Annotated in this window: 14 protein-coding genes; 2 read left to right on the top strand and 12 right to left on the bottom strand. The window is 64.8% G+C overall.

From position 1 onward, the window contains the following. Positions 1–125: 125 nt before the first annotated feature. From N2605_RS13565 to N2605_RS13555, 3 genes are all read right to left on the bottom strand, one after another. On the bottom strand, positions 126–1,397 hold the full coding sequence (locus N2605_RS13565; protein WP_225141457.1) for a cytochrome P450 family protein: 1,272 nt from the start codon (positions 1,395–1,397) through the stop codon (positions 126–128). 101 nt (positions 1,398–1,498) lie between these two features. Further along, positions 1,499–1,822 carry a hypothetical protein gene (locus tag N2605_RS13560; RefSeq protein WP_036001330.1) on the bottom strand — a complete coding sequence of 108 codons (324 nt, stop codon included), beginning with the start codon at positions 1,820–1,822 and terminating at the stop codon, positions 1,499–1,501. A 191-nt stretch (positions 1,823–2,013) separates the two neighbouring features. Further along, the gene (locus tag N2605_RS13555; RefSeq protein WP_036022348.1) at positions 2,014–2,787 is read right to left on the bottom strand and encodes a ferredoxin--NADP reductase; all 774 of its coding nucleotides are present in this window, start codon (positions 2,785–2,787) and stop codon (positions 2,014–2,016) included. Between the two features lie 157 nt (positions 2,788–2,944). Here N2605_RS13555 and N2605_RS13550 point away from each other — a divergent pair, with 157 nt between their 5' ends. Both N2605_RS13550 and N2605_RS13545 read left to right on the top strand, forming a co-directional pair. Then, positions 2,945–4,141, top strand: a complete 1,197-nt coding sequence (locus N2605_RS13550; RefSeq protein WP_036001335.1) for an amidohydrolase family protein — start codon at positions 2,945–2,947, stop codon at positions 4,139–4,141. A gap of 124 nt (positions 4,142–4,265) precedes the next feature. Next, positions 4,266–4,868: a hypothetical protein gene (locus tag N2605_RS13545; RefSeq protein ID WP_260347068.1), complete on the top strand. Its 603-nt coding sequence runs from the start codon at positions 4,266–4,268 to the stop codon at positions 4,866–4,868. A gap of 102 nt (positions 4,869–4,970) precedes the next feature. On the opposite strand, the gene N2605_RS13540 is transcribed toward N2605_RS13545, so the two are convergent. The 9 genes from N2605_RS13540 to N2605_RS13500 all read right to left on the bottom strand — a co-directional run bounded on the left by N2605_RS13540 (position 4,971) and on the right by N2605_RS13500 (position 13,736). Next, positions 4,971–5,360: a hypothetical protein gene (locus tag N2605_RS13540; RefSeq protein ID WP_225171382.1), complete on the bottom strand. Its 390-nt coding sequence runs from the start codon at positions 5,358–5,360 to the stop codon at positions 4,971–4,973. A 162-nt stretch (positions 5,361–5,522) separates the two neighbouring features. Then, positions 5,523–5,978 carry a MarR family winged helix-turn-helix transcriptional regulator gene (locus tag N2605_RS13535; RefSeq protein ID WP_036001344.1) on the bottom strand — a complete coding sequence of 152 codons (456 nt, stop codon included), beginning with the start codon at positions 5,976–5,978 and terminating at the stop codon, positions 5,523–5,525. A 24-nt stretch (positions 5,979–6,002) separates the two neighbouring features. Further along, positions 6,003–6,707 carry an ABC transporter ATP-binding protein gene (locus tag N2605_RS13530; protein WP_036022338.1) on the bottom strand — a complete coding sequence of 235 codons (705 nt, stop codon included), beginning with the start codon at positions 6,705–6,707 and terminating at the stop codon, positions 6,003–6,005. Next, positions 6,704–7,495 (bottom strand): ABC transporter ATP-binding protein, encoded by a 792-nt coding sequence (locus tag N2605_RS13525; RefSeq protein WP_036001349.1) that lies wholly within the window; start codon positions 7,493–7,495, stop codon positions 6,704–6,706. The genes N2605_RS13530 and N2605_RS13525 overlap by 4 nt, the downstream gene beginning before the upstream one ends. After that, the gene (locus tag N2605_RS13520; protein ID WP_260347063.1) at positions 7,492–9,381 is read right to left on the bottom strand and encodes an ABC transporter permease; all 1,890 of its coding nucleotides are present in this window, start codon (positions 9,379–9,381) and stop codon (positions 7,492–7,494) included. Before N2605_RS13520 ends, N2605_RS13525 begins: the two co-directional genes overlap by 4 nt. 165 nt (positions 9,382–9,546) lie before the next feature. After that, entirely contained in the window at positions 9,547–10,749 is a 1,203-nt protein-coding gene (locus N2605_RS13515) for an ABC transporter substrate-binding protein (RefSeq protein ID WP_225140161.1), read from the bottom strand. A 36-nt stretch (positions 10,750–10,785) separates the two neighbouring features. Beyond that, entirely contained in the window at positions 10,786–11,370 is a 585-nt protein-coding gene (locus N2605_RS13510; protein ID WP_025035619.1) for an amino acid synthesis family protein, read from the bottom strand. Between the two features lie 15 nt (positions 11,371–11,385). After that, on the bottom strand, positions 11,386–12,282 hold the full coding sequence (locus N2605_RS13505; protein ID WP_036001359.1) for a UPF0280 family protein: 897 nt from the start codon (positions 12,280–12,282) through the stop codon (positions 11,386–11,388). Then, complete coding sequence (locus N2605_RS13500) at positions 12,279–13,736, bottom strand: 6-hydroxynicotinate reductase (RefSeq protein WP_192893441.1); 1,458 nt, start codon at positions 13,734–13,736, stop codon at positions 12,279–12,281. The genes N2605_RS13505 and N2605_RS13500 overlap by 4 nt, the downstream gene beginning before the upstream one ends. Positions 13,737–13,760 lie beyond the last annotated feature (24 nt).

Raw genomic sequence — 13,760 nt, 5'->3', positions numbered from 1 at the left:
TCGATCTGCGACATGCGCCCCAAGGAACTCCCCTCCGCGTCATGTCGGGATGACAACAGCACGAACGGCACACCGTTCCTGGCCGATCACAACAAGCAAAGATTTTCCGAAGGGCGCCGCCGACGTCAGTTTGCCGCGGTGAGGGAACGATCGCCCCTCGTTCCGCTGCGTGCAGTCGCCTCTGTTCCGCGGCCCTCTGCCGTGACGGGAAGCTTCGCGATCGCGCGCAAGCCCGGCCGCTTGCGCCAGCGGATTTCAGCGGCATCGACGGCAAGACTCAATTTCGGCCAACGCACGAACAGCGCCTCCAGCGCGCAGGCCGCCTCGATGCGCGCGAGCTGATGGCCGAGGCAGAAGTGGATTCCCGTGCCGAATGAGATATGGCGGTTCGGCTTGCGTTCGAGATCGAGGGTCTCGGGACGATCATGTACCGCGGGATCCATGTTCGCAGCGGCGAGCATCACCATGACGCGATCGCCCTTCTTCAGGCGCACGCCCTCGACCTCGACATCGCGCCGCACGTAGCGTGGCTTGGAGAATTGCACGGGCGAGACGAAGCGCAGAAACTCCTCGACCGCGAGCCCGACGCGGCTCCAATCCTGTTCCAGCCAGTCGCGCAGCTCGGGATTCCTGAGCAGCTCGTAGATGGAACCGCTGATGAGATGGGTGGTGGTTTCCGATCCCGCCCCGAGCAACAGAAACACCATCGAGACCATTTCATCCGGCGTGATCTGGCCGCCTTCGCGCTCGACCTGAATCAGCTCGGCAATCAGGCCCTCGCCGCCCTGGACACGCGCGATCTGCAACTGCTGCTCGAGGTAGGCGCGCATCTTGCGCACCGCGAACAGCAGGCGGAAGAAGCTGACGACATTCGTCAGCGAGGATATCGCGTTGGCCCAGGCGATGAATTTTGGACGATCTGCGAGCGGCAGGCCGAGCAGCTCCGAGATCACCGCGAGCGGCAGGATGCGCGCATAGCGCTGGACCAGATCGGCCGGGGATCCTTGCGCGAACAGCTCGTCGGCCAGACCGTCAGCGATGGCCCGGATGCGCGGCTCCATCGCAACGATCGCGCGGCGGCGAAACGCTTCGTCGACGATGCTGCGCAGCCGCGTGTGATCTGGCTCGTCCATCGTCAGCATGTTGTTGGCGATGGTCCTGACGAATCTCGGCATCCACCAGCGCAAGCCCGCGATGTCACCATCCTCCTTGCGCAAGGTGAAGGTCGCGCCGTCCTTCAGGACCTGCGCGGTGGCGTCATGGGTCGTGGTGATCCAGACATTGCCGACGATGGGAAACCGCGTCGCGACCACGGGTGCGGACATGCGCAATTTCGCGATCGCCTTGGGCGGATCGCGAAAGAAGGCCTCGCTGGTGAAATCGAGGCGCACTGTCATGGGATCACCGGAACGATTGGTGGCGTATCACCGAGATGGTGCGCGGCGCGGCCGGCGCAAGGGTGCGTCTGCTCGTCGGCCGCAGGCGTGGCGAGCCGCGCCTATCCGCGCCCGGAGGAGCGCTGGCCGCTCTTGCGCTGCTGTTGGGTGTAGGCGTCCCAATGGCTCCAGCTGCCGTTGCTGAGGCTCTGCAGGTCGGTTGCGAGTGGACGGCGCGTCCGTTTGTCGTGATCGGCGATGGCGCGCTCCGACTGTGCGATCTTGCGCTTGAGTTCCGCGATCGTCTTCTGCGTCTGGCCGTTGCGCTTCGAGGTGGCGATCTCGCCCATCGTGAAGCGCGCGGTCTCCAGCGCCTTCAGCTCGGCGCGGTTCTTCTTCAACTGAACCCGGTGCCAGGCGATGTTGCTGTCGCTGTCCGCAACCATGTGGGAACTCCGCTGATTCGGTCCCACATAGTATCGTGCGCCGAATCGGCGCCGCAACGCCCCGGCGGTGGCGAAAATGCGATCTTCTCGCGCAGAAATTCCGGATCTGGAGCCCCCGCAACGGGGCCCTAGATTCCTATTTGGGCGGGTCTTCTTGACGCGAACCGGTATCCACTTCGCTCGAAAACGCTTCAGCGCTCGGCGAAGGCCTTCTCTACCACGAACTGGGCAGGCTCGCCGTGATTGCCCTCGACGAAGCCGCGCTCACCCAGGAGGACGCGGGTGTCCGCCACAAGGGCCGGGCTGCCGCAGATCATGACGCGGTCATGGGCGGCTTCCAGCACCGGCAGGCCGATATCGGCGAACAGCTTGCCTGAGGTGATGAGATCGGTGATGCGGCCGCGATTGCGGAAGGGATCGCGCGTCACGGTCGGATAGTAGATCAGCTGGTTCTGGATGTACTCGCCAAGCAGCTCGTCCTTCGGCAGATGCTCGGTGATCATCTCGCCATAGGCGAGCTCCTTGACGTGCCGACAGCCGTGCAGCAGCACCACCTTCTCGAACCGCTCGTAGGTCTCGGGATCCTTGATCACGCTCAGGAACGGCGCAAGACCCGTGCCGGTGCCGATCAGGTAGAGGTTACGTCCCTCTTCCAGATTGTCGATCACCAGTGTGCCGGTGGCCTTGCGGCTGACGATGATCTCGTCGCCTTCCTTCAGATGTTGGAGGCGCGAGGTCAGCGGTCCGTCCGGCACCTTGATCGAGAAGAATTCCAGCGTGTCCTCGTAATTGGCGCTGGCGACGCTGTAAGCCCGCAGCAGCGGCTTCTCGCCGACCTTGAGCCCGATCATGGTGAATTCGCCGTTACGGAAGCGGAAGGTCGGGTTGCGGGTGGTCTTGAAGGAGAAGAGCGTATCGGTCCAGTGGTGGACGCTCAAAACGCTTTCTTGATTGAAATTGCTCATCTCACCTTCCCTGTCGCGTCGATTGCGGTTCCGAGGCCGGCAGCTATGCGTCGTTTGTACACGATCATTCGTATACTAATGAATAATCCGGCTTGATCCCGCGGTCAAGGCTGCCCAAGATCGGAAGCGTTGCAGTTAGGAATAAGGAGCCCCTTCCATGGCGCATGACGCACCCCAGGCCACCGGACCCTCGAAGCTGGTGATCCGCAATATCGGCCTGATCCTGTCCGGCGCTTTGGAAAAGCCGATCCTGGACGGCGACACCATCGTCGCCGAGAACGGCAAGATCAGCGCGATCGGCCGCTTCAAGGAGGTCAATACCGAAGGCGCCACCACCATCGTCGACGCCAACGGCACCACGGTGGCGCCGGGCCTGATCGACAGCCACGTCCACCCTGTCGCCGGCGACTGGACGCCGCGGCAGAACCAGATCAACTGGATCGACAGCTATCTGCACGGCGGCGTCACCACCATGATCTCCGCCGGCGAGGTGCACATGCCTGGCCGACCCCGCGACGTCGTCGGCCTCAAGGCCATGGCCGTGTTCGCCCAGCGCGCGTTCTGGACCTTGCGCCCCGGCGGCGTGAAGGTTCACGCCGGCGCGCCGGTGATCGAATGCGAGATGGTGGAAGAGGACTTCAAGGAGATGGCGGCCAACGGCGTCAAGCTGCTCGGCGAGGTCGGCCTCGGCGGCGTCAAGGACGGCCCGACCGCGCGGAAGATGGTCGGCTGGGCGCGCAAATACGGTATCCAGAGCACCATCCACACCGGCGGCCCGTCGATCCCCGGCTCCGGCCTGATCGACAAGGACGTGGTGCTTGAGGCCGACACCGACGTGGTCGGCCACATCAACGGCGGCCACACTGCTCTGCCCGACGACCAGATCCGCTGCATCTGCGAGGGCTGCAAGCGCGGCCTCGAGCTCGTGCACAACGGCAATGAGCGCTCGGCCCTGTTCACGCTGCGCACCGCCCGCGAGATGGGCGACCTGCATCGCGTCATCCTTGGTACCGACGCGCCCGCCGGCTCCGGCGTGCAGCCGCTCGGCATTCTGCGCATGGTCTCGATGCTGTCCTCGCTCGGCGACCTCCCGGCCGAGATCGCATTCTGCCTTGCCACCGGCAACACCGCCCGGATGCGCCAGCTCGACTGCGGCCTGATCGAGGTCGGCCGCTCCGCCGACTTCGTCATCATGGACAAGGCCCAGCACTCGCCGGGCAAGAACATCCTGGAGAGCGTTCAGCTCGGCGATCTCCCCGGCATCGGAATGACCATCATCGACGGCATCGTCCGCACCCAGCGCAGCCGCAACACGCCGCCCGCCGGCAAGGTGCCGGAGGTGGTGGCGAAGTGATGCAGCCGGAGCGGCCCGCCGCTCGCACCGTCCCTCGAAGGCATTGAACAAGTCGCAAGCCTGTTGCGTCTAACGCAGGCAGCCCTCGGCGGCGGCAGTTCATTGTTCGACCATCGAGGCTGACATGAAGGACCCATCACGGATAGCCGTGGGCGTCGCTGGCGCGGTGGCGGGCTATATCGCGATCTTTGTGCTGTTTTCTCTCCTCGATGTCGGCAACCGTGCGGACCCGATCACATCGGGTCTGCTGGGACTGTTCGTCTACTCGCCCACCGGTGCAATCGCCGGCGCGGTCCTCGCCAATTGGCTCGTGACGCGTTCAGGCAAAAATGCAGGGCAGGACGCAGGCGTCGGCGGCGTCGCGCGGAACAGCTTGAAGTCGCTCGGCATCGTCGCCCTGCTCTGCACCGCCGGCCTCGGCGCCTACATTGCGTACGCATACGCGACCGCAACGCCCTGGCTCAACCGCAACGGCGCCAATCCCCTGCTCGTGTTCGAGGTCCGCTTTCCGGCGGGAGCAACGGTGCCAACATCGGCGCAGGACATCACCATCGAACTGCAAACCGACATCAACACCATGCCGGGCGAAGTCAGTCCGGCCGCGTTCTATCGCGATGGCGACCAGGCGGTTATCGCCGGCGAAGTCGAGCTGGCGTTTCGAACCTCGCACCGGCAGCTCGCCATCAACATCCAGGGCCAGCCGAGCCGGATCTATCGATCGATTTGACGGCCCGCGCGCCGCATACGCCGGAATTCGGAACGTGGCGGCGGCTTGGTGACGGCAGCGAAATCCGCTACCGCGCCAAATGGCCGGGAAAGACGTAAGAGATCAGCGCTTCTTCGCAATCTCACAGCGCACATAGGTCTGGCGCTTGGCCCGCCCAACTGGACCGTTGTCCATCACCAGCCTGCCATCCGCAGCGACGGAGACGCGAGGATTGGAGCGGAATTTTTCGCCCTCGCCTTCGCAGGCCAGCTTCATTTTCCAGCCGAGCCTTCCGTCGGCCGTGATCTGGCTGGCGCGGCACCGCGTCTCATACCAGTACAGGCGATTGCCGCCCTCGATGCTCATGCGGTTGGGACTGTCGTCGTCGCGACAGTCCTTTTTGGTCGAGGCCCAGAAGCCTTCGTAAGGCTGCGCCGCCAAGGCGGGAGCGCATTGGCCGGCGAGCACGGCACCAAGACTCAAGACAACCGCAAAGCGCGTCGCAACTCTCATGACCAAAACCTCGATAAACCCTTCATCAAGGTTAGTCGCCAGTTCCGGCACCTTGTTCAACTGCCGTAGGGTGGTCAAACGGCGCGAAGTGCCGTGCCCACGATTTTTGCGACTCGAGAAAGGATGGCGGGCACGCTTCGCTCTGCCCGCCCTACGAAACCTTCACCTGAGCTTGTTCAGCAGCATCATCAGCGTCTCGCGCTCTTTCGCCTCGAGCGGCGCCAGCGTCTCGCGGGTGATCGCCAGCGCGTTCGGCGCCAGCTTTTCGGCAAGCTGCTGTCCGGCGCGGGTCAGGCTCACCAGCAGGCGGCGGCCGTCCTCGGGATCCTGGCTCGTCTCGGTGAGGCCGCGCGCGGTGAGACGATCGATCACGCCCTTGATGGTCGCGACGTCCATCGCCGTCAGGCGCCCGAGCTGATTCTGCGAGCACGGCCCGGTCTCGGCCAGTTTCGACAGCGCCGCCCATTGCGTCGGCGTCAGATTGGTGCCGATGTCGCGGGCGAAGATCGAGCTGTGGCGCTGCCAGACCTGGCGCAGGATGAAGCCAACCTGTTCGTCGAGCACGTAAGGCGGTTTCGCCGGTTTGACACTTTTCTTTGCCGCAACGCTTCTCGCCATCCGTTCGCAGCCCTTCCCCTTGCCTCACAACGACAGATGCGCGTCGCGGATATCCGGGCGCGCGTCGAGCTCGGCCATGGTGCCGCCGAAGCAGATGCGGCCGCGCTCGATGATGTAGGCGCGATCCGAGATCAGCCGCGCGAAATGCAGATTTTGCTCGGAGACGACGATGCTGACGCCTTCCTTCTTCATGGTCAGGATGGCGTCGACCATCTGCTCCACGATCTTCGGCGACAGGCCCTCCGACGGCTCGTCCAGCAGCACCAGCGAGGGATTGCCCATCAGCGTGCGCGCGATGGTGAGCATCTGCTGCTCGCCGCCGCTCATGCGTCCGCCCGGGCGGTTCTTCATCTCGCCGAGGTTAGGAAACAGCGCGAACAGCTTTTCGCGCGTCCAGTGCGGTGCGTTCGGACGCTTCGGCTGGCGGCCGACTTCGAGGTTTTCCTCGACGGTCAGGTCCGTGAAGATGCGACGCTCCTCCGGCACGTAGCCGAGGCCATCGCGCACGATCTCGTGTGTCGGCTTCGACGAGACGTCCTTGCCCTCGAACGTGATGCGGCCGGAGCGCTGCGCGACGAGGCCGACGATCGACCGGAACGTCGTCGACTTGCCGGCGCCGTTGCGTCCCAGCAGTGCCACCACCTCGCCCTCGCCGACCTCGAAGCCGATGTCGAACAGGATATGCGCCGGACCATAATGGCTGTTGAGGTCTTGCACCGTGAGCTTCATGTGGAGGCTCCCTCGCGGTGCCGGGCATCGTAGACAAGGCCCTCGCCGAGATAGACCGCCTGCACCTGGGGATTGCCGCGCACTTCCGCCGGCGAGCCCTCCGCGATCAACGTCCCGCGGTTGAGCACGAGGATGCGGTCGGCATGCTCGAACACCACGTCCATGTCGTGCTCGGTGAAGAGAACGCCAATGGATTTTTCCCGGGCAATGCGCGCGGTCAGCCGCATCAATTCGACGCGCTCGCGCGGTGCCATTCCGGCCGTCGGCTCGTCCATCAGCAGCAGCTTGGGCTGGTTGGCGAGCGCAACCGCAAGCTCGAGCCGCTTGAGATCGCCATAGGCAAGCTCGCCGCAGGGCCGGTCCGCATAGCCGCCCATGCCGACCAGCTCGAGCAGGCGGCCGGCCTCGTCGCGATCGAACTTCGGCGCCGAGCCGAACAGATTGAACAGCTGCTTGCCGTGCGAGATCAGCGCGACCTGCACGTTCTCGCGCACGGTCATGGTGGCGAAGGTCGCGGTGATCTGGAAGGTGCGGCCGACGCCGAGCCGCCAGACCTCACGCGGCTTCCGGCCGGTGATCTCCTCGCCAAGCAGGCGAACGTGGCCGCTATCAGGCATGTTCTGGCCGTTGAGCATGTCGAAGCAGGTGCTTTTTCCGGCGCCGTTCGGCCCGATCAGCGCCAGGATCTCGCCGGCCCGCAGCGAGAACGAGACGCCTCGCACGGCATGGATGCCGCCATAGGATTTGGTCAGGCCTTCGACCGCGAGAAGTGGAGGTGCGACGCTCATTCGGCAGACTCGATCGGCTTGGCGAGCAAAGGTGATCCCGGCGGCGATGCTTTCTTGCGGCGCTGCGCCAGCATCTCCAGCGTGCCGACGATGCCCTTGGGGAAGACGACGACGATCAGCATGATGAAGCCGCCAAGCACGAGCTTCGACAGATCGGTCTGGCTCACCAGCCAGATGTTCAAAGCCTTGTAGACGATGGCGCCGATCACCGCGCCCGAGACCGTCTCGACGCCGCCGAGCAGCACCATGACCAGCGCGTCGACCGAGAGCGAGATGCCGAGATTGTCGGGGAACACGCTGCCCTTCAGGTAGGCAAACAGCGCACCGCCGATGCCGGCGGTCGTGCCGGCGATCACGAAGGCGGTCCACTGGATGCGCTTGGCATCGATGCCGATGGCTTCGCTGCGCAGAACCGAGTCGCGCGTGGCACGAAGCGCGTAGCCGAACGGCGAGAACACCATGGCCCGCAGCGCGACAGTCACCAGCGCCGCGACGCCGAGCGAAAGCCAATAGAAGCGCGACGGACTTGCCACCCAGCTCGATGGCCAGAGGCCGAGAATGCCGTTGTCGCCGCCGGTCACGTCCACCCACTGGAACGCGATCGACCAGACGATCTGCGCGAAGGCGAGCGTCAGCATCGCGAAATAGACGCCGGAGAGCTGCACCGCGAAGAAACCGAACACGGCCGCGCCCATGCAGCCGAGCAGCGGCCCGAGCAGCAAGCAGACGATCATCGGCAGTCCCGCCATCTTGGCGAGGAAGGCGATGCCATAGGCGCCCAGGCCAAAATAGGCGGCGTGCCCGAACGATGCGAGGCCGCCGACCGACATCAGGAAGTGCAGGCTGACGGCGAAGATCACGAAGATCGCGATCTCCGAGCCCACGGTCAGCAGATAGTTGCCGGCGAACAGCGGCAGCATGGCCGCGACGATCAGCGCCGCAAGCGCCATCAGCCGCTCGTTCGAGGTCAGCGGCCGCCAGGGATTGACGGTGAGACCCGGCGTCTTGCGCGCGGCCGCCTCCGGCTTGCCGAACAGGCCCCAGGGACGCACGATCAGCACCACGGCCATCACCAGGAATACAAGGATGATGGAGATCTTCGGGAAGATCAGGATGCCGAAGGCATTCAGCTCGGAGACCAGCACCGCCGCGACGAAAGCGCCGACGATGCTGCCGAGGCCACCGATCACCACCACGACGAAGACCTCGACGATGATCCGCAGGTCCATGGCGTGATGCACGGCATCGCGCGGGATCTGGAGCGCGCCGCCGAGCGCTGCGAGGAAGACGCCGACGGCGAACACCGACGTGAACAGCCACTTTTGGTTGACGCCGAGCGCGGCCACCATGTCGCGATCCTGCGTCGCCGCGCGCACCAAGACGCCCCAGCGCGTGCGCTGGAACAGCAGCCAGAGAATGCCGAGCACGACGGGACCGAGCACGATCAGGAACAGGTCGTAGCTCGGAATGTTCTGGCCGAAAAAGTCGATCGCGCCCCTGAAGCCCGGTGCGCGGCGGCCGACGAGATCGTCGGGCCCCCAGATCAGCACGACGAGATCCTCGACCATCAAGGTCAGGCCGAACGTCGCGAGCAGCTGAAACAGCTCGGGCGCATGATAGATGCGGCGGAGCAGCACCATCTCGACGATGACGCCGATCAGCGCCACCGCGAACGCGGCCAGCACGATGCCGCCCCAGAAGCCGAACGCGCCGGACAGGCGCTCGGTCAGCGTGAAGGCGATGTATGCGCCGATCATGTAGAAGGCGCCATGCGCGAAATTCACGATCCGGGTCACGCCGAAAATGATCGACAGGCCCGAGGCCACCAGGAACAGCGACGCTGCGCTGGCGAGACCGGTCAGAAACTGTACGACGTAAAAGGCCATCGGCGGTCCGGGTTAGGTTTGAAGTCACCTCTCCCCGCTCTTGCGGGGAGAGGTCGAATTGCGGAGCAATTCGGGTGAGGGGCTCTCTCCACCAGCGCGGGGGCGTGGAGAGAGCCCCTCACCCCAACCCTCTCCCCGCGAAGAGCGGGGCGAGGGAGAAAGAACTCAATCCTTCGGGCGCAGCTTGGCGACTTCGGCGTCGCTTGGCAGATAGTCCGCGCCCTTCTTGTAGGACGAGTCCACCATCACGCCCTTGCCGTCCTTCAGCGCGGTCTTGCCGACGAAGGCCCCGAGTGTCGACTGGTGGTCGATCTTGCGGAAGGTGATCTCGCCGAACGGCGATGGCATCGTAAGCCCCTCCGCCGCGGCAATCAGCTTCTCCGGATCGGTCGATCCTGCCTTGGCCAGGATCGCGGCGGCCGACTTGATGGTCTGGTAGCCGACGATCGAGCCGAGACGCGGATAATCGTTGTACTTGGCCTGGTACGCCTTCAGGAACGCATCATGCTCTGGCGTCTTGATCGAGTACCAGGGATAGCCGGTGACGATCCAGCCCTCCGGCGTCTCGTCCTTGAGCGGGTCGAGATATTCGGGCTCGCCGGTGAGGAAGGAGACGACCTCGCGCCCCTTGAACAGGCCGCGGGTGTTGCCTTCGCGCACGAGTTTGACGAGATCCGCGCCGAACGTGACGTTGAGGATCGCTTCCGGGTTGGCGGCGGCAACCGCCTGCACCACCGGGCCGGCGTCGATCTTGCCCTGCGGCGGCCATTGCTCGTCGACCCACTGGATGTCGGGGCGCTTCTCCGACATCAGCTTCTTGAACACCGCGACCGCCGACTGGCCGTATTCGTAGTTCGGCGCGATCGTCGCCCAGCGTTTGGCGGGCAGCTTGCTGGCGGCTTCCACCAGCATCGCCGCCTGCATGTAGTTGGAGGGACGCAGGCGGAACGTGTACTTGTTGCCCTTGGACCAGGTGATGGCGTCCGTGAGCGGCTCGGCCGCGAGGAAGAAGACCTTCTTCTGGTTGGCGAAGTCAGAGACCGCAAGACCGATGTTCGACAGGAACGTTCCCGCGAGCATCGCGACGCCCTCGCTCGAGACGAGCTCGTTGGCCGCGGTCTGCGCATCCGCCGGCTTGCCGCCGTCGTCCTTGGAGATGACGACGAGCTTCTTGCCGTTGATGCCGCCGGCCGCGTTGACTTCCTCGACCGCAAGCTGCCAGCCCTTGCGATAGGGCTCGGTGAATGCCGGCAGCAGCGAATAGCTGTTGATCTCGCCGATCTTGATATCCTGCGCCAGGGCCGAATGGGCCATGCCGCCCGCCAGAAGCGCGAAGGCCGCGCCGACGATAGTATTTCTTGCTCGCATCCCAACCTCCAATTTGAACTCGCCTACGACTTCTATCTATCTCAGACCGTCTTCGCCCTTGATCTCCGCAACCGTCAGCCCGCCGACGCGCGGCAGCGGACGGCCGCTGTCGGTGACGGCGACCGCGACCATGATCTCGTTGGCGCGCGGCGCATCGTTGATCTGTACCTCCATCCCGTCGAAATGGCTGCGGACGAAGGCTGCGTCCTTGTGCCCCAGCGGAATGTCCAGGGTCGTGCCGGGGCCGCTGCGCTTCTTCGAGGACGGGATCAGCGCCGCGCCCTTGCCCAGAACTTTACGCACCGGCGCGCCCATCTTGGGGTGGAGGATTGCGGCGGCATGCTCCAGCTCGCCGTTCTCGCCGACGGCCGCGGCCTTGCCGTAGCTGTGCGCCTTGGCGCCATCGATGCCGAGCGCCGCAACCGCGCGCTTCGATAAGAGCTCGCCCAGCTCCTCGCCGATCGCGATCAGCGGCGAAAGATCCTCGACATATTTTCCGGCGAAAGGATTTTCGATCACGGCGATCGCGGCGGCACGCCGGGTCGGCGGCGACACCTGGCGTCCCATCTCCATCTGCGTCTCTTCGACGACGGTGACGATCTTGCGGATGATCGCGCTCATGTTTCGCTTCCCTGTTCAGGCATGGACCGCGTTCTCCAGCACACGCGGGCGCGATCGTTGCTCTTCTATATCCTTTGTTCCGATGACAAGCATATCACCACAAAGCCGCAGCACGGCACCTTCGATCAGTCCGCGATCGAACAATTGCCGTGCACATTCCGCGCCAGATTCAAGCGCGGCTGCGATCTCATCGTGAGACAGCTCGCCGACACCGCGCGTCACAAGGCGTGCGCCCAGATCGCTGTCGGGCTGAAGCTCGTTCGCAGGCTGTCGGATGATTGCGGGATGCCCGGGCAGATCGACGGCATTGGCGATCACCGTCGCGGCCGCATCGGCCTGCGAAGCGGTTGCGGCCAGCACGGTCACGGCATCGGCGATCCCGAGCGAAAAGCTGCGGCCGTGCCGACCGCTGGTCGCGACGCCCCGCACCGGATCGTTCGCATCGATCCGCATCCTCCGCATCACGCCGTCGTGGTCGGGACGATCCATCAGGCCGACCGAAAAATGCTCGCCCACACCGAGATGCAGCGCGATGTCGCCCCCATTGTTGACGTAAATCCGATCGAGCGGTGCAGCTCGCAGCATCGCGGCCAGAATCTCCTCCGCGACGCTGCCGGCAACGGCCGCCATCGGCGTGATGAAGCAATCGGCGGCATAAGGCGCGACGGCAGCGTGCATGCGGCGGGCGACAACGCCCTTCAGCGAGGTCTTCTCCTCGACCGCCGTACGCAGCCCTGGCAATTCCGCGCAAAGCTCGTCGAGCAATCCAGTGAACCGCAGCGCCGCAGCCTCATAGGCGACCCGCACCGCATCCGTACGTCCCCTCGCCTCCACGATCAGATCGATCGGTCCATCCTGCAAATGCAGCCGCCGGCCATCAGACAGCAATGCGATTTGCGGGCGCCTGGTCATGTGCGAGGCCCCGGAATCGGGTTCTGCCAGGGCAATTGGCGGACATCGTCGCCGCTCTGCACCTCGGAGAGCGGCTTCACATAATCCATGTGGCCACCGAGCGCGGCATAGTCGGACAGCTTCATGGTGAATTCGATCGGCGCGACCAGGGCCGGTGTCGGCACATAGCCGAACGCGCCTGACGGCATCTGCGTCACGTCGACCATGTAGGTGATGCCGCCGCCGGGCCAGACATAGACCGGCGCGCCGCCGCTGGTGACGCGCGTCAGCGCATCCTTCACCGAGCGCGTCAGCCGCACCGGGTTGTCGGTGACGCCAGCGCGCAAGGAGCCGCCCGCGCCCGCCATGAACAACACCGTGCACAACGCGGGCTCGCAATTTTCCTGGATGCGCTCGACCGAGAACTTCAAGTCGTCAGGCATCTCGGTCTCGACCGGCTTCAAGGCCTCATCGAGCACGTAATAGGACGAATGCTCTCCGGTGGTGGAGACCATCAGCATGGTCAGACCGGGCTTTGCTTCCTTGGCATCGAACGGGCCAAGGATCGACAGGGGATCTGAGATGTTGGTGCCGCCCCAGCCCGTGCCTGGATCGGCCACCTGGAAATAGCGGCCGGGCGTCGAGCGACGGCCCTTCATCTTGATGCCGGTGTCGGCGATGTCGAGCAGCTTGCCCGCTTGATGCTCGCTGAGCACGCCGGTGATGTGGTCATCGACCACGACGACTTCGTCCACCTTGCCGTGCCATTGCTTGGCGAACATGCCGATCGTCGCCGAGCCGCAGCCGACGCGCATGCGCTCTTCCTTCACGCCGTTGACGATCGGCGGCTGCCCGGCCTGCACCACCACGGTGGCGCCGCCGTCGATGGTGAGCTCGACCGCCTTGCAATTGGCGAGGTCCATCAGCGTGTCGCAGGTGACGCGGCCCTCCTTCTTGGAGCCGCCGGTGAGATGATGCACGCCGCCTAGCGAGAGCATCTGCGAGCCGTATTCGCTGGTGGTGACATGGCCGACCGCCTCGCCCTGCGCGCGCACGGTCGCGGTCTCCGGGCCGAGATAGCGATCGGTGTCGATCTTCACCTTGATGCCGCAATAGGAGAAGATGCCCTCGGTGACGACCGTCACCATGTCGACGCCGTCGACCTCCGCAGAGACGATGAAAGGCGCCGGCTTGTAGTCGGGATAGGTCGTGCCTGCCCCGATCGCCGTCACGAAAGTCGAGGGCTCGTGGACGATCTTGCCGTCCCAGTCCTCGGTGCGGCTGAACGGGACGAGCTTGCCGCCATGAGAAACGGTACGCTCCAGGATGACATGCGGATCGACGCGGACGAGCTTGCCGTCGTGATTGGCATAGCGATCGCAGGCGCCCGCCGCGCCCGGCTTGATGTAGCACATCACCGGACAAGCATCGCAGCGGATCTTGTCGATGACGGCGCTCGTCGTTTCTGTCACCATGTCGGAGCCGGCGGACATCGCAGT

It is taken from the genome of Bradyrhizobium yuanmingense, assembly GCF_025200905.1.
GTDB lineage: Bacteria > Pseudomonadota > Alphaproteobacteria > Rhizobiales > Xanthobacteraceae > Bradyrhizobium > Bradyrhizobium yuanmingense.
Note: the sequence above shows the minus strand (reverse complement) of the source record. Positions and strands in the feature narration are given on the sequence as shown.